Origin of the sequence: Gracilibacillus xinjiangensis (assembly GCF_042651765.1) — a bacterium.
GTDB lineage: Bacteria > Bacillota > Bacilli > Bacillales > Amphibacillaceae > Gracilibacillus > Gracilibacillus xinjiangensis.
Genome location: NZ_JBHSDT010000008.1, coordinates 97,871 through 112,932, shown reverse-complemented (window position 1 = coordinate 112,932; position 15,062 = coordinate 97,871). Strand labels below are relative to the sequence as shown.

General features: G+C 38.1%; 16 protein-coding genes and 1 other annotated feature. Of the genes, 4 read left to right on the top strand and 12 right to left on the bottom strand.

The annotated features are described in order from the left end of the window. Positions 1 to 61: 61 nt before the first annotated feature. Positions 62 to 706: a lytic transglycosylase domain-containing protein gene (locus ACFOY7_RS11610; RefSeq protein WP_390252245.1), complete on the top strand. Its 645-nt coding sequence runs from the start codon at positions 62 to 64 to the stop codon at positions 704 to 706. Between the two features lie 33 nt (positions 707 to 739). Here the strand turns inward: ACFOY7_RS11610 and ACFOY7_RS11605 are convergent, their stop codons facing one another. From ACFOY7_RS11605 to ACFOY7_RS11595, 3 genes are all read right to left on the bottom strand, one after another. Then, on the bottom strand, positions 740 to 3,328 hold the full coding sequence (locus ACFOY7_RS11605) for a family 43 glycosylhydrolase (protein ID WP_390252244.1): 2,589 nt from the start codon (positions 3,326 to 3,328) through the stop codon (positions 740 to 742). A gap of 320 nt (positions 3,329 to 3,648) precedes the next feature. Beyond that, positions 3,649 to 4,725 carry a M42 family metallopeptidase gene (locus tag ACFOY7_RS11600; protein ID WP_390252243.1) on the bottom strand — a complete coding sequence of 359 codons (1,077 nt, stop codon included), beginning with the start codon at positions 4,723 to 4,725 and terminating at the stop codon, positions 3,649 to 3,651. 17 nt (positions 4,726 to 4,742) lie between these two features. Further along, a complete protein-coding gene (locus tag ACFOY7_RS11595; RefSeq protein WP_390252242.1) occupies positions 4,743 to 5,228 on the bottom strand; it encodes a dUTP diphosphatase in 486 nt (161 codons plus the stop codon). Between the two features lie 133 nt (positions 5,229 to 5,361). On the opposite strand from ACFOY7_RS11595, the gene ACFOY7_RS11590 reads away from it, so the two are divergent. Further along, complete coding sequence (locus ACFOY7_RS11590; protein WP_390252241.1) at positions 5,362 to 5,742, top strand: sigma-w pathway protein ysdB; 381 nt, start codon at positions 5,362 to 5,364, stop codon at positions 5,740 to 5,742. On the opposite strand, the gene ACFOY7_RS11585 is transcribed toward ACFOY7_RS11590, so the two are convergent. The 7 genes from ACFOY7_RS11585 to ACFOY7_RS11555 all read right to left on the bottom strand — a co-directional run bounded on the left by ACFOY7_RS11585 (position 5,743) and on the right by ACFOY7_RS11555 (position 10,387). Next, entirely contained in the window at positions 5,743 to 6,321 is a 579-nt protein-coding gene (locus ACFOY7_RS11585; protein WP_390252240.1) for a VTT domain-containing protein, read from the bottom strand. Between the two features lie 47 nt (positions 6,322 to 6,368). Then, on the bottom strand, positions 6,369 to 6,632 hold the full coding sequence (locus ACFOY7_RS11580) for a DUF1294 domain-containing protein (RefSeq protein ID WP_390252239.1): 264 nt from the start codon (positions 6,630 to 6,632) through the stop codon (positions 6,369 to 6,371). A 153-nt stretch (positions 6,633 to 6,785) separates the two neighbouring features. Beyond that, positions 6,786 to 7,142: a 50S ribosomal protein L20 gene (rplT, locus tag ACFOY7_RS11575; RefSeq protein ID WP_153402087.1), complete on the bottom strand. Its 357-nt coding sequence runs from the start codon at positions 7,140 to 7,142 to the stop codon at positions 6,786 to 6,788. 63 nt (positions 7,143 to 7,205) lie between these two features. Then, positions 7,206 to 7,400: a 50S ribosomal protein L35 gene (gene rpmI, locus ACFOY7_RS11570; protein WP_089742733.1), complete on the bottom strand. Its 195-nt coding sequence runs from the start codon at positions 7,398 to 7,400 to the stop codon at positions 7,206 to 7,208. Positions 7,401 to 7,434: 34 nt separating this feature from the next. Further along, positions 7,435 to 7,941, bottom strand: coding sequence for a translation initiation factor IF-3 (infC, locus tag ACFOY7_RS11565; protein ID WP_390252238.1), 507 nt, complete (start codon positions 7,939 to 7,941; stop codon positions 7,435 to 7,437). Between the two features lie 117 nt (positions 7,942 to 8,058). After that, positions 8,059 to 8,192: a sequence feature (ribosomal protein L20 leader region), on the bottom strand. 64 nt (positions 8,193 to 8,256) lie between these two features. Beyond that, on the bottom strand, positions 8,257 to 9,231 hold the full coding sequence (locus ACFOY7_RS11560; RefSeq protein WP_390252237.1) for an aldo/keto reductase family protein: 975 nt from the start codon (positions 9,229 to 9,231) through the stop codon (positions 8,257 to 8,259). Between the two features lie 130 nt (positions 9,232 to 9,361). Then, positions 9,362 to 10,387, bottom strand: a complete 1,026-nt coding sequence (locus ACFOY7_RS11555) for an LCP family protein (RefSeq protein ID WP_390252236.1) — start codon at positions 10,385 to 10,387, stop codon at positions 9,362 to 9,364. A gap of 504 nt (positions 10,388 to 10,891) precedes the next feature. Here ACFOY7_RS11555 and ACFOY7_RS11550 point away from each other — a divergent pair. Both ACFOY7_RS11550 and ACFOY7_RS11545 read left to right on the top strand, forming a co-directional pair. Continuing rightward, entirely contained in the window at positions 10,892 to 11,440 is a 549-nt protein-coding gene (locus tag ACFOY7_RS11550; protein WP_390252235.1) for a chromate transporter, read from the top strand. A gap of 6 nt (positions 11,441 to 11,446) precedes the next feature. After that, positions 11,447 to 11,977: a chromate transporter gene (locus ACFOY7_RS11545; RefSeq protein WP_390252234.1), complete on the top strand. Its 531-nt coding sequence runs from the start codon at positions 11,447 to 11,449 to the stop codon at positions 11,975 to 11,977. 34 nt (positions 11,978 to 12,011) lie between these two features. Here ACFOY7_RS11545 and ACFOY7_RS11540 read toward each other — a convergent pair whose 3' ends face one another. Then, positions 12,012 to 12,461, bottom strand: a complete 450-nt coding sequence (locus ACFOY7_RS11540) for an Lrp/AsnC family transcriptional regulator (RefSeq protein ID WP_390252233.1) — start codon at positions 12,459 to 12,461, stop codon at positions 12,012 to 12,014. 347 nt (positions 12,462 to 12,808) lie between these two features. After that, a complete protein-coding gene (gene thrS, locus ACFOY7_RS11535) occupies positions 12,809 to 14,755 on the bottom strand; it encodes a threonine--tRNA ligase (protein WP_390252232.1) in 1,947 nt (648 codons plus the stop codon). Positions 14,756 to 15,062: the final 307 nt, after the last annotated feature.

Below are 15,062 nucleotides of genomic sequence, written 5' to 3'. Positions count from 1 at the left end.
TTGGCGATTTATAGACAACATTTCCTATCTTTTAGTGAACGGAAATAGGAGGTTCTTCACATTGAACATTCAATACATTCGACATGCAATGCAAATGCAAGCAATGTCCAGCTTAAGTAATACCCAAACAACTGGCGCATCAACAGGATTTGAAACAATCTTTCAAGAACTAATGATGGGCATGGGCCAATCAGGCAGTTATTCATCGAATCAGGCGATCCCTGCTTCGTACTTTTTACAATCACCGATATCACCGGTGACAAATGATACACGACCAGCGGCATTACCAAATCCTGCTGCATATAATCAGCCGGGACCTACCATTGCAAATACTAAGATCAAAGCAATTATCGAAGAAGCTGCTGAAAAGTATCAAGTTGATCCGAAGTTAATTGATGCAGTCATTCAAAACGAATCCGGCTACAATCAGCAAGCAGTCAGTCATGCAGGAGCTCAGGGGCTTATGCAATTAATGCCAGCAACTGCAGCCAGCCTTGGTGTACTCAATTCGTTTGATGCAAGGGAAAATATTGAAGGTGGAACGAAATATTTAGCCCAAATGTTAAAAAAATATAATGGCAATAAATCATTAGCCTTAGCAGCATATAACGCTGGACCGGGTAATGTGGACAAATATAATGGAATTCCACCATTCCAAGAAACACAAAGTTATGTCCAGAAAGTACTAGGCAGTTATTTAGCATAAAAGCGACAGACCAGTATCTGTCGCTTTTGTCATTTATTTATATTTTCCTAATCGCTTTAACTTATCTAATGCTTCTTCTAGTTCTTCCATTGCTTTATCCAATTCTGATTGCGACATTTCATCAATAACCGGTTCAATCTCCCGGACAGCACGATCTAGTTTCTTTCGTAAACCATATGCATATTGCTTGTCTGCCGCTTTCTCTTTCGCTTCCTCTAATACAGCTAACAATGCAGACGGATCTGCAGGCAGTTGCATAGTCTTATAGTATGTTTGTATCTGTGTTTCAGACAAAGTCATATTATTATAAACAGCAACTTCATCAATCAAACCTTTATATGGTGTATCCCAGTAATTCACACCTAAACTAAATACACCATCCAATGTAGTAAATACATCAGGAAAGTCTGTAATACGGTTGCTTAACTCCCCATTAATATAAATCGCTAAATCTCCTTGGTCCACAGAAAACGCAACATGACTCCATTCATTTAAGGCTAACGTTGTAATTGCAGTGCCTTCAAACCAGTTAGTACTAGACCATAATAGAGCATTGTCATTACTATCCAATCCATTCGGAACAAAACTTATCCAGTTTTCCCTGCTTTTCGCACCGAAAAAAGTTGTCGTAAAATCTGTCAATGTTTCTGGTTTTAACCAAAATGAAACAGTATAACGGTTACTTGTAATTAAACCATCTGCTAAACGAATCCCTGACTGACCATCAAACTTAGCCGCATAACCATTTTTACCTTGTACATAGGTAATTGTACCACCATCTGCATCAAGTACACTGCCTGTGATTTCACCTGCAGCTGCACGGTTTGTTGAATCAGTTAAATCTTGTTCAAATTGATAATGTGCTGTTAAACCCCGGAATGTTTCAGGAAGGACGGTAAGCTCAAATGTTTTTGTATTCGATGCGGTTCCTTTTGTTACGGTTGCTGACAAATTTATCACTTTTGGATCTTCTCCATATTTGGGACGATTGACAATACCATCATTCGTCACAACATCCTGATCAGACGACTCCCACACAATGGTTGTTCCTGCTTCACCTTTTGTTGGCAATGATAAATTATTCATTATATTGGAAGTATCCCCTAATGATAGATTGTCTGTAACTATACTGACAATTTCCTTGTCCGAATAGTTGATCTCTTCATACTGACTTCCCCATACAGATAAACCATTATCCCCAACTGCTGTAAAAGTTGGTGTGACGGATTGGGTCGTTGGATTCCATTGGTTTAATGTAACACCTTTATATACCGTATCATCAATTTGTAATGTTATAAATTTATCTTCGGTTAATTGCCATGTTCCAGTTACATTACCAGTGACCGTTCCATCCTCCTGTAACTTAATTTGGACAGATCGATCAATATCTGCGGTTATTTCAGAACGGAATGCGACAAACTTATAACTCCCTGCTACATCCGTTTCCGTAAACTCTCTATTTTCTTCGAATGTATACCGGTATGGTGCAACAACCGGCCAGCCATCTTCATTCATATAAATGGAGTGAACACGTACTTCGTGTTGCTCGCCGCGGTTTGGAAAACGCGTGTGAAAAATAAGATACTGCTCGCCCGATTCTTTATCATAATATACCGAATTATGTCCTGGAGACACATATCCTGTTGTCTCTCCCTGTTCTCCGAAAACGGTATCAAAAATATGATTTCCAACTAATTTTGTTCCTGTTGGTGCAATTGACTCATCATCAAAAAATGTCCCATCTTCCCCTTTTGTATGAATCATTTGATTGCCTTGCATATCAACATATGGACCATCCGGATTTTCAGAACGTGCCACACGAACGTTATATCCCCCAACAGCATCCAGGCCGCCATAGGATAAGTATAAATAATAATAATCAGTTTCCTCATTATAAGTGATATATGGTGCTTCTATTCTGCTATGGTTTCCGCCTAACAATTTGGTACCATAACCTTGTCCTTCAATCGGGAATCCCGTTTCAGGATTCAACTCCAAAATAAAAATCCCGCCCGAATAGGAACCATAACCCATCCATAACTTTCCATCCTTATCATAAAATACAGTAGGATCAACCACATTCGGATGAATGGTTGCATCATATATTTCAGGATAATGTGTTTCATCATAAGGAGTTCCATCAACTACTGCCGATTCTTCCGGTGTCATGCCGGAACGTAAGATTAACCCTAAATCCTGATATGGACCTTCTGGATGATCACTCACTGCTATCCCCATCGCAGAACGAGGGGAACTTCCTTCACAAGCGTTATAATACATATAATATTTTCCATCTGCTTTTAATTGAATGACATCTGGTGCCCACAAAGTCTCTGTTTTTGCCCATGTTAAAGCTTCTTCCAGTTCCACTGTAACATCATCGAATAACGAATTTTCAGCTGTTACTCCATCCCCCTCAATCTGCTCCCAATTTACCAAATCCTCTGTCTTTGCTGCAGCTAAATGTGAGCCGAATATATAATAACTCTCATCGACCCGAATAACTGATGGATCATGTACAGAAACATTCGAAAATTGCGGACTCTCTTGTGCTGCGCTTACATTTCCGCTTCCGGCAAATAACATAATAATAGTAAGAAACATAAGTAATAACTTTTTCATCAAATTCCTCCTGATTTATATTCTTATACGCCTATAATTAAACGCTTTCATTATGCAAAAAGAAAAGAACCAACCATAATTATTTAGCGTACAACACATTTAGCAGCACAACCAAATAACTTCATTAATTTCTTTCACACTTTAAGCGTATAATATACGTATAAGTTAATATAACTTTACATGAGAAAAGATGTAATAACAAGTTACAAATTGACTATTTTTTAATGTTTTAACTAGGAAAAACTATGCATGTAAATGGATTGATTTATTAAATAAAAAAGCTTGTAACAGCTGATGCCATTACGAGCTTTATCTTTCCATTAATCAAACGTGATATTTGTTACCGTATCGTTATCTAAATCTTTAATTACTTCAACAAGTAAACGTACCGCATTTTCAAAATCGTCACGGTGTAAGATTGCTGCATGTGTATGAATATACCTTGTCGCAACAGTAATGGATAAGGCCGGGACACCATTAGCTGTCACATGGATCGAACCAGAATCTGTTCCACCACCAGCCATTGTTGCATACTGATACGGGATATTGTGTGTATCTGCTGTTTTTACAACAAAGTCACGCAATCCTTTATGTGAAACCATTGATGCATCATACAAAATAATCTGCGGCCCTTCACCGATTTTGCTGTCAGCTTCTTTTGCTGAAATTCCAGGTGTATCACCAGCGATCCCTACATCCACAGCAAAGCCGATATCTGGTTGAACTGTATTTGTTGCTGTTTTTGCCCCACGAAGACCTACCTCTTCTTGTGCTGTTGCTACACCGTAAACGATATTTGGATGTTTTTCCCCTTTTAAACGTTTCAACACTTCAATCGCAATGGCACAGCCAATTCGATTATCCCAGGCTTTAGCGAGCAGTAACTTTTCATTGTTCATTTGTGTAAACTCAAAATAAGGCACGATGGAATCCCCTGGCAGGACGCCAAATTGTTCCGCTTCTTCTTTGCTCGTTGCACCAATATCAATAAACATATCTTTAATATCAACAGGTTTTTTACGCGCTTCTGCTGATAAAATGTGTGGTGGCTTGGAACCAATAATTCCTGTTACGTCACCTTTTCTAGTCATAACTGTTACACGTTGTGCGAGCATTACCTGACTCCACCAGCCGCCAACAGTCTGGAAGTATACAAATCCTTTCTCATCAATTCTTGTTACCATAAATCCGACTTCATCTAAGTGACCTGCAACCATAATCTTCGGACCGTTCTCCTCGCCAACTTTCTCTGCGATCAAACTGCCTAAATTGTCTGTATATACACGGTCAGCATATGGAGTAATCCATTTTTCCATTACTTCACGCGGCTCTTTTTCATCACCAGGGATTCCTTTTGCATCGGTTAATTCCTTTAGCATTGTTAACATTTCATCCATTTAAAAACCTCCTAGATTTAATATCCTGAGTCTTGTCTTTCAAAGTTAATCTTATTCTTCTCAATATAGGCAGTTTTTATATCTTCTGCCGTAAAGCCTAGATTATCACCTAATTGCAAATATGTATAAAATAACTTGTTAAACGCAGCTTTTGTACGCTCTTTTTTCAGAATGGTGATCGCTTCATATATGTGAAGGAACATCTCTGTTATATCAGCTTTTATTTCCGGGACATTTTCTTTATAATCTTCTATCCCCAGTACAAGCCCAATTGATAAAATAAAATGGATTCCGTCAACATATTCTTCGGCAATCACCTGCTTTGGGCTGGCAGGCTTCAAGCTCCAATACTTGAAACATCTTGTTTCATTGGCAAGTTCCCCAACTTCGACAAGAAGTGCCAATACCTTTTTCTCAAAAACCTCTTCATTTTTCAAATCATGCTGTTGTAGGATATAATGATCTAAGTCGCGTTGCATGTGAAATAATGTTTGCCAGTTCATTTTGCACCTCTTTTCTGTCGATCTGTTAATATTATAGCATGTTTTTTTAGTTTTTTTGAAACCTTTGCCCTTACTCATTCGTATAAAAATCATATAAAGACACGCCGATGCACTTTAAAGGAGTTGACTAGAGATGATTGTCTTATTATTTCGATTGCTTGTCCTTATTGCAATCATTGTATTGATTTATACAGCCTTTAAATATTTAATGAACTCGAAACGAAAGTTAGAAGTGGCACAGGAGAAGAAAGAATTTTACTTCCTTGATAACAATGATAATATTAAGAAAAATTTCTTTATTACTTATCATGGTTATTTATTTGAGGGGGAAAAGTACTTAGGAACAACGGAAAACTCTTTTGAGGTAACACATATCACCATGCATACCCATCAACCGGAAAAACTAAAGGGATTTGAGCGAAAAGATCTCTATTTTCTGGAAGAGGAAATTCTTATCCGCTATCCCCATGCAGAAATTGATTGGAAACACCCAATAGATCGCCTGCATCTTTAACTAATGGGAAGTAGGCGGGAAAAATGTGTGCCATTTGATAATCATTTGACGGCGACGGAAAATGTATGTAAAGATGAGAATTACCGCGCAAAATGGGATCATATATAATAGAGATAGGCTTTGCATTGTTTGCCCAAATATCGTGTAGATTACTGTTAATGGTGTGACAGTGACAAGAGTTGTGCGCAAATAGGCTGCAAAGTTATCTGATCTCTCATAAATGTAAAATGATAAGAGATGAAAATGCATGAATGGTAATAACCTTAACAGGCTGATTTGCCATATAGTTAAATTAGCTGTCTTCTTACCAAGCCACTTCTGTTCAAGGTATTCACACTTCTGATAAAGTTTAGGCATGGAACGCATAATTAAATAAAAGAGGACACTTGACAGCATAAGGCCGATTAAAGAATAAATGGTCCCTGCCAATACACCGAATAAAATGCCCCCGGTTATACATAACAGTAGTACAGGTAAGAAAAAAAGCGGTCGCAATATATGGATTAAAATAAAAGCAAAAGGTGCAACGAAAAAGTATCCCTCGATTACTTTCATTTCTGTCAGCCATTCTAGATGCATATTGGATCAACTCCTTCTGTCCTTAGCCTATGACATGAGACGTGCTGCTATGACAGAAAGAACTCATACCAAACAAAAAGACCAATATGTACAAACACCAGCAGTGGTAAAAACACACGAAAGCTTGTATGCTTCGTTTTATGTCGAAAATAATTCATAGCTATCATTGCTCCAGGTGCCCCACCGATGATCGCAATGAACCAGATACGGCTTTCGGGTATACGCCACTTTTGTTTCCTCGCCCTTCTCTTGTCCACCCCCATTACAATAAATCCAATTAAATTAATGATAATTAGATAGATTAACAGCATAATAAATCTCCTGTCGCAATTTTTCAGTTGTTACGGTCAACTAGTATTTACGTTTCCTTCATTAATAATATTTTATCGGTTACTTATCCAAAAGAAAAAGATTGTCCCATCAATTGTGATGAAACAATCCTTTTAACTGTCTAATTCGATCATTTATTTTAATGCTGCTTTAGCTTGTTCAGCTAGGCTTGCAAATGCTTTGTCATCATTTATAGCTAAATCAGCTAGCATTTTACGGTTAACTTCGATACCAGCTAATTTTAAACCATGCATGAAACGGCTGTATGAAAGATCGTTTAAACGTGCTGCCGCATTGATACGCGCGATCCATAATTTACGGAAATCACGTTTTTTCTGACGGCGGTCACGATAAGCATATTGACCTGATTTCATTACTTGTTGTTTTGCTGTTTTAAATAGCGAGTGTTTCGCACCATAATAACCTTTAGCTAGCTTTAATATACGTTTACGACGTTTACGCGTAACTGTTCCACCTTTAACACGTGGCATAATAATTCCCTCCTATATATATCAACGATTCTAAGTTTGTATTTGTGTTTTCGCTTTTGTTACTTATTTAGGTAACATTTGTTTGATACGTTTGTAATCTCCTGCAGATACGATTGCAGCTTTACGCAATTTACGTTTTTGCTTTTGAGACTTGTTAGCAAACAAGTGACTTGTATAAGCATGGGAACGTTTTACCTTCCCAGAACCTGTCTTTTTGAATCGTTTTGCAGTACCGCTATGTGTTTTCATCTTTGGCATAATAGTTCCTCCTTGTAAAACTAAATAGTTGGCATTATTTCTTTTCTGTAATAGGTGCAAGCATTAAGAACATGCTACGACCTTCCATCTTCGGTTTTTGCTCAACAGTGGAAAGATCTTTACATTCCTCAGCCATACGTTCTAATACTTTCTGACCTAATTCTTTATGGGTAATCGCACGTCCGCGGAAGCGAATAGAGACTTTAACCTTGTCTCCTTTTTCCAAGAATTTACGTGCATTTCGAAGTTTCGTATTGAAATCGTGCTCTTCAATCCCAGGACTCAATCTTACTTCTTTCACGTTAATTACTTTTTGTTTTTTACGAGCTTCCTTATCTTTCTTCTGCTGCTCAAAACGGAATTTACCGTAATCCATGATACGACATACTGGCGGTTTTGCATTTGGCGCCACCAATACTAGATCAAGGTTTCTTGTTTGAGCAATTTCCAATGCTTCTTGGCGAGATTTAACTCCTAATTGATCCCCATTTGAATCAATGAGACGTACCTCACGTGCTCGAATACTCTCATTGACATTCATATCTTTGCTAATAATCAGCCACCTCCGAAATTTAATAAAAGCGTAATGAAACATGATCATTATATGAGACAAGCGTATCATTATAATAGATATCATCTTCAGTGACATCTGTTTTGCTCCATAAAAAAAGTGTCGGTACACATACTGCACCCACACATCCTCGATTTCATTACAAATAACATCGGATAAATACCTGTTAACTACAGCACTTGTGTCAATCAGGTGAGAAGCGGGTGCTTCTACTTGTCTTTGAGATCATATTTAATTCACTCTTAATATCTTAACATGCACCCTTTATCTTGTCAACCTTATAATCTATCGTGCTGGATGAAAATCTTTTATTGGTTCTAATATTTGTTCCATTTCACTAAGCATTTGATCTGTAAGCTTTATATCAACCGCTTTAACATTCTCTTCAATTTGACTCGGTCGACTAGCACCAATAATTGCTGAACTAACATTTGGTTGTCGCAAAATCCATGCGAGTGCTAATTGTGATAATTTCATCCCATGATCTTGGGCAAAATCATTCATTTTCGAGACAGTTGTTAAAACCCGTTCATCAAAATAACTGCTAATCACCATATTTGTGGTCTCATTAGCTGCTCTGCTGTCAGCAGGGATTTCTCCACCTGGTTTATATTTACCTGTTAATACACCTTGTGCAAGTGGTGAGAAAACAATTTGACCAAGGCCATTCTGTTCTGATACCGGAATAACTTCCTCTTCAATATAGCGCTCTATCATATTATAGATTGGCTGGTTTGAAATAAGCGGATGAAGCCGCCAATTTTTCGCAAATCCTGTCGCCTTTTCTATTTGTGCTGCTGTCCATTCACTAACACCAGCATATAATATTTTCCCTTGTCTTACAAGGTCATCTAATGCTAACAATGTTTCTTCAACAGGGACATTCTCATCGAATCGATGACATTGATAAAGGTCAATATAATCCATACCTAACCGTTTTAGGCTTGCATCACATTGTTCAATAATATGCTTTCTCGAAAGCCCGCGCTGATTCGGCCCTGCACCCATCGGAAAAAATACTTTCGTAGCAACAACCAAACTGCTTCTGTCATAAGATTTTAACGCTTGTCCCAGAACCTCTTCTGCTTGTCCGCCTTCGTAAGCGTTTGCTGTGTCAAAAAAATTAATTCCCAGTTCGTATGCTTTATGTATACATGCTTCTGCTGTTTGATCCTCCACTGCTTTACCATATGTCAGCCAACTGCCTAACGCGATTTCACTAACTCTTAATCCACTATTGCCTAGATAACGATATTTCATTCTCTCGCCTCCCTTGATACTATCATAAACTACAAGAAAAAGGATTGCATTTAATTTGTATCCAAAAATATATAAAAAAAAAGGCCCGTCATAAATAAGGGGCCTTACTAAATTGATAAATTTAACAGGTTTACTCTTCTTTCTCTACTTCCGAATCATCAGAACCTGGTCGAATTCCTCTTTCTAAAAAATCTTCTAATGCTTGTCTGTTTTCTGCTTCATCTATTTCTAATACAGCACCAGCATGGCTGTGGTCTTCATCCCAGTATGATCCCTCTATAGGAATACGCATTGTTTCAAGTTCCTTAGGTGTATTTGTCAGGAACGAAAGGGCATATTTCCCAATGTTTGTTTCTGACATATTCGTATTAACATATGGAATTAAAGTACCGACAACTTTAGGAATTTTTATTACACTAGAAAATGACAATAATTCATCTTTTACTAGTCCCATTACTTGCTGCTGCCTTCTTACACGCCCAAAATCACTTTCCGCATCATGTCTAAAACGGGCGTAACCAAGTAGTTCTTCTCCATTTAATGTTTGCACACCTGGATGGAGGTCGATGTATAGTCCATCTGCAGTATCTGTGTAGACCATTCTTTTCTCCACATCAACTTCTATGCCATCAGGGGCAATGGTGTCCACAATATGTTCAAACCCTTCAAAATCTACAATCGCGTAATGATGTATATCTATATCAAAATTTTCTACAATCGTTTTCCTTAATAATTCTGGGCCACCAAACGCATAAGCCGCATTTATTTTATTATATCCATGATCTGGTATATTGACATACGTATCACGCATAATAGAAACCAGCTTTGCTCGTTGTTCGTCAGCATCGTACTGGGCGATCATAATGGTATCTGTTCTGGGAATTCCTTCATCAGCAGAATCTTCCCCGAGAATTAACATATTTAATTTCCCATCAACCGGTTCAGCAGATTCAAATTCATTCGCATATTCTTCCATTTCTTCATTACGTTCAGGGTCGTTAATTCGCTCCTCTGCTTCTTTTTTCCCTTCCCAGTATTGAAAAGCTGAAAATACTACCGCACTGAGGAAAAATATAAGAATAGCAAACAAAATCAGCTTGCGTTTTCTTCTTTTCTTTCGTTTTTTCTTCACAATTACTCTTTTTCTTTCCACCATTTTTTTCCCTCTCTCCATAAATAACCACTAATCTACAATTTACACGTTTTCCTTCTATTAGTAAACAACCTTTATGATAATATAGTAACTATTTTTTTTCAATTTCATTTATTACCAATGATATGACTTGCGAGCTGATCATTTTGTTTATAAAGGGAGAATCAATAGTGTAAATAGCCTAACGCAAGCCTATCACTTCCCGGTTAACTTCTAGAAAATGTAGTACTGGCATCATTGATTTAAGTAGTATTTTTAAGTACTTGGAAACTACCTCCATGTTTTTCTGCAACTACCTAGAGCGTCTCTGCATAATAATGACCTATCATTGCCATTATAGTTTATAGTTGGTCGTTCCATTTAAATATCTTCTTAGCTTCACACAAAGTACTTGCTCTTTTGTTCCTTTTGTTAAGTACATGTTTATTTTACCTTAACATAAGTAAATATTTATGATAAGATAACATCAAAAGTTTATTTACGCAACTAAGAAATGAGTGAATTTTGATGATACATTTAAAAATCTTCTGGGTTTTTTTCAAGGTTGGTATATTTGGCTATGGCGGAGGTCCTTCTTCCATTCCACTCGTCCAGAAAGAGGTTGTGGAGCATTACAACTGGTTGGACGACGATGAATTCGCTGACATACTGGCAATCGGAAATACCCTTCCAGGTCCAATCGCCACTAAAATGGCAGGCTACATAGGTTACAGGATGGCAGGATGGCTTGGTGCAATAAATGCCGTTATAGCTTCGGTTGTTCCATCCATAATTGCGATGATTGTTCTGCTTGTTTCATTAAGTACTTTTAGTGATTTACCATGGGTAACAGGTATGACAAATGCCATTGTGCCAGTAGTCGGTGTTATGCTGGCTATGTTAACGTGGGATTTTTTAGTGAAAGCCAAGGAAGACCTGGGCTGGAAATTCTCTCTCATACTAACGGTGGCTAGCCTCATTCTTTTACAGTTTCTGAATATCCATCCTGCAATCATCATTCTCGTCTTACTCATCGCTGCATTCACCATTAAACCAAAGAATAAGAGAGAGGAGTAAATGACCATGATATATTGGGAGATTTTTGTTGCCTTTTTCATCCCCGGGATTGTGGGGTATGGCGGCGGACCTGCAAGTATACCACTTGTTCAAAATGAAGTGGTTGATCGTTTTGGGTGGCTGACAATCTCAGAGTTTGGTGAAGTACTGGCAATTGGAAATGCATTACCCGGCCCGATTGCTACGAAAATGGCAGGTTATATTGGTTATGACCAGGCAGGCCTGCTAGGAGCAGCTGTCGGCATATTCGCTACGGTAGCACCTTCTCTAATCTTAATGATTATTCTGTTAAGTATATTGTATAAGTTTAAAAGTTCACCAAAAGTTAAAAGAATGACAATGTATATAAGACCAACCATTGGCGTACTTTTAGGTTTATTAACCTTTCAATTCTTTTATCAGTCATATGAAAGTGAAGGAACATGGCAAACACTCATACTAATTGGTGCCAGCTGGCTGCTCTTAGTAAAGTTCAAAGTCCATCCTGTTTTTGTTATCATAGCAGCATTAGGTTATGGTGCCTTATTTTTAGCGTAAGTATAAAGCGTCCTTCTTCATTGGACGCTTCTTCTTATAACTTTAACCCTTTTCTACTTTTGAACCTGCGCAACAATATGTGGCTCTCTACTCTTGTAATGCCTTCTAAGCTGTACAATTCCTTGTTGATAAAAGATTCCAATTTCGTAAAATCCTCGACTAAAACATGCATGTGCAATGTACTTGGTCCTGTCATCTGGTAACAGCTAGCAACGCTCGGGAGTTCAGCCAAGTGTTGTGCGACTCGGACTAAAGAGGCTGGTTCACAATCCACTTCAAAAAATGCAGAAACTTGTTTCCCTACCTTTTCCGAGTTAATAATCACACTAAACCCTTCAATGACTCCATTATCGATTAACTGATTGACACGTTCGCGAATTGCAACCCTTGAGAGACCCAACTCCTTACCGATATCTACATAAGACATCCGGCCATTTTTCGCTAACAGGTCAAGAATCATTCTATCTTTGTCATCTATTTTCATCCTAATCATCCTTTTGCGAGCATTGTCTAACATTAGGATGCAATGTCCGTTTCTAAAAGTCAAGGAAATACAGCCCATGGATAACAATTGTAAATGTAAAATCATAAAAATATGAACGAAGGTAACCAGTTTCATTTTTTATTAAGTTGAAAACAGTTTCATAATTTAACTCCCTTTATAGACTTGAATAACCCCCTGACCGCACTTTTTTATTCTGATAATACTTCCCAATCTGAAAACTAAACTCATACTGTCCTGCTGTTAGTAAGGCGGCATCCATTTCCTGTCCTCATAGAGAAGCAGAACTTAATAAAAAAGAACCCCCTGATTTAGGGAGTTCTTTCCATTCATTTTTGACGTAATGTTCTTTGTTGAATCTCTGCACTAATCAGACTCTTGAACTCTTCAAAATTGATTGTTTCCGAATCCTTTTCTCCGTAACGGCGGACATTGACAGCATTCGATTCCACTTCTTTGTCACCAACAACAAGCGCAAATGGAATTTTCTCTGTTTGGGCTTCACGGATTTTGTAACCAATTTTCTCATCACGTTCATCCAATTCAACACGTACACCAGCAAAACGTAATTCTTCTTCTATCTTTTTCGCATAGTCTAAGTGAACTTCATTGGAAACAGGAATGATTCGTGCCTGGACTGGTGCTAGCCATGCAGGAAATGCCCCTTTATATTCTTCTAATAAGAATGCAACAAAACGTTCCATTGTTGACACAACTCCTCGGTGAATAACGACTGGACGATGTTCTTTTCCATCTTCCCCGATGTAAGTCAAGTCAAAACGTTCTGGCAGCAAGAAGTCAAGTTGAACAGTGGAAAGCGTCTCGTCCTTACCAAGTGCTGTTTTTACCTGGACATCCAACTTCGGACCGTAGAATGCCGCTTCACCTTCTGCTTCGACATAATCAAGCTTTAGATCCTCCATTGTTTCTTTCAGCATGCCCTGTGCCTTTTCCCACATTTCATCATTATCAATATATTTCTCTGTATCTTCCGGATCACGGTAAGACAGACGGAAATAGTAATCTTCAATGCCAAAGTCTTTGTACACGTTTTGTACAAGTTCAACAACACGGCTAAATTCATCTTTTAATTGATCAGGTCTTGCAAAAATATGGGCATCGTTCAATGTCATCCCACGAACACGTTGAAGTCCAGCTAGTGCTCCTGACATTTCGTGACGGTGCATTGTGCCTAACTCAGCAATACGAATAGGTAACTCACGATAGCTGTGCAGTTCATTTTTATATACCATCATATGGTGCGGACAGTTCATTGGGCGTAAGATTAGATCTTCATTGTCCATTTCCATCGGCGGGAAGATATCATCTTGATAATGATCCCAGTGTCCACTTGTTTTATACAATTCCACACTTCCAAGAACTGGTGTATAAACATGGTTATAGCCTAAACGTTCTTCTAAATCGACAATATAACGCTCAATTGTACGTCTGATTGTCGCCCCTTTAGGCAACCATAACGGCAAACCTTGACCTACTTTTTGTGATATAGTAAAGATTCCTAATTCTTTTCCAAGTTTGCGGTGATCACGCTCTTTCGCTTCCTCGCGGAGACGCAAGTACTCATCAAGCTGACTTTGTTTTTCAAATGCTGTTCCATAAATACGCTGAAGCATTTTATTTTTGCTGTCACCACGCCAGTAAGCACCGGAGATACTTAACAGTTTAAAGATTTTAATTTTACTTGTTTGTGGAACATGGACTCCACGGCAAAGATCAAAAAATTCCCCTTGCTCATATATGGTTACTTTTTCATCTTCCGGGATTGCTTCTAATAATTCCAGTTTCAGATTATCGCCAATCTCTTCAAATTTCGCTTTCGCTTCATCACGGCTTACTTCTTTACGAACAACTTCCAGGTTCTCATCAACAATTCGTTTCATTTCTTTTTCAATACGCGGAAGATCTTCCGGTGTTAAGCTTTCTTCCATATCAATATCATAATAGAAACCATTTTCGATTGTTGGACCAACACCTAATTTTACATTTTTATATAGGCGTTTAATTGCTTGTGCCATTAAGTGTGCTGTTGAGTGACGAAGAATATCCAAGCCCTCTTCATTTTTTAATGTAACAATTTCAATCGCTCCATCGTGTTCAAGTGGTGTACGTAAGTCATAGAATTCCCCATCCAACTTGATTGCAACTGCCTGCTTTTTAAGACCTGGTGAGATCGACTGTGCAATTTGTTCACCAGTAATTCCTTGATCAAATGACTTAATTGATCCGTCAGGAAAAGTTATTTTAATTTCACTCATTGGTTAACGCTCCTTCTTTTCTTCTTTCATCATTTAATACACATGGTCTGCAGTAAAATTCCACACTAAAAAACGCCCATCCCTCTACTCCTGCAGTAAAGGGACGAGCGTTGTTATACCCGTGGTTCCACCCATTTTTCCATACAAATAAACGTATGGCTTCATTCTAATCGATAACGATGATGAGTCGCCACTTACTAATCACATGGTTAGTTTTCATAAGCAGAGTTCAGAGGTGGTAACAGCATGTGGTGTAACAGAAAGCTTTCAGCCAAGGCTTTCCTCTCTTCTAGAAACCCATACAGAC

Coding starts and splice junctions, on each gene's coding strand:
- infC (WP_390252238.1), bottom strand. CDS start 7,941: ATGAATGTCAATGAGAGTATTCGAGCACGTGAGGTACGTCTCATTGAT.
- ACFOY7_RS11590 (WP_390252241.1), top strand. CDS start 5,362: ATGATTGTCTTATTATTTCGATTGCTTGTCCTTATTGCAATCATTGTA.
- ACFOY7_RS11560 (WP_390252237.1), bottom strand. CDS start 9,231: ATGAAATATCGTTATCTAGGCAATAGTGGATTAAGAGTTAGTGAAATC.
- ACFOY7_RS11585 (WP_390252240.1), bottom strand. CDS start 6,321: ATGCATCTAGAATGGCTGACAGAAATGAAAGTAATCGAGGGATACTTT.
- rpmI (WP_089742733.1), bottom strand. CDS start 7,400: ATGCCAAAGATGAAAACACATAGCGGTACTGCAAAACGATTCAAAAAG.
- thrS (WP_390252232.1), bottom strand. CDS start 14,755: ATGAGTGAAATTAAAATAACTTTTCCTGACGGATCAATTAAGTCATTT.
- ACFOY7_RS11605 (WP_390252244.1), bottom strand. CDS start 3,328: ATGAAAAAGTTATTACTTATGTTTCTTACTATTATTATGTTATTTGCC.
- ACFOY7_RS11595 (WP_390252242.1), bottom strand. CDS start 5,228: ATGAACTGGCAAACATTATTTCACATGCAACGCGACTTAGATCATTAT.
- ACFOY7_RS11600 (WP_390252243.1), bottom strand. CDS start 4,725: ATGGATGAAATGTTAACAATGCTAAAGGAATTAACCGATGCAAAAGGA.
- rplT (WP_153402087.1), bottom strand. CDS start 7,142: ATGCCACGTGTTAAAGGTGGAACAGTTACGCGTAAACGTCGTAAACGT.
- ACFOY7_RS11545 (WP_390252234.1), top strand. CDS start 11,447: ATGATATATTGGGAGATTTTTGTTGCCTTTTTCATCCCCGGGATTGTG.
- ACFOY7_RS11550 (WP_390252235.1), top strand. CDS start 10,892: ATGATACATTTAAAAATCTTCTGGGTTTTTTTCAAGGTTGGTATATTT.
- ACFOY7_RS11555 (WP_390252236.1), bottom strand. CDS start 10,387: ATGGTGGAAAGAAAAAGAGTAATTGTGAAGAAAAAACGAAAGAAAAGA.
- ACFOY7_RS11540 (WP_390252233.1), bottom strand. CDS start 12,461: ATGAAAATAGATGACAAAGATAGAATGATTCTTGACCTGTTAGCGAAA.
- ACFOY7_RS11580 (WP_390252239.1), bottom strand. CDS start 6,632: ATGCTGTTAATCTATCTAATTATCATTAATTTAATTGGATTTATTGTA.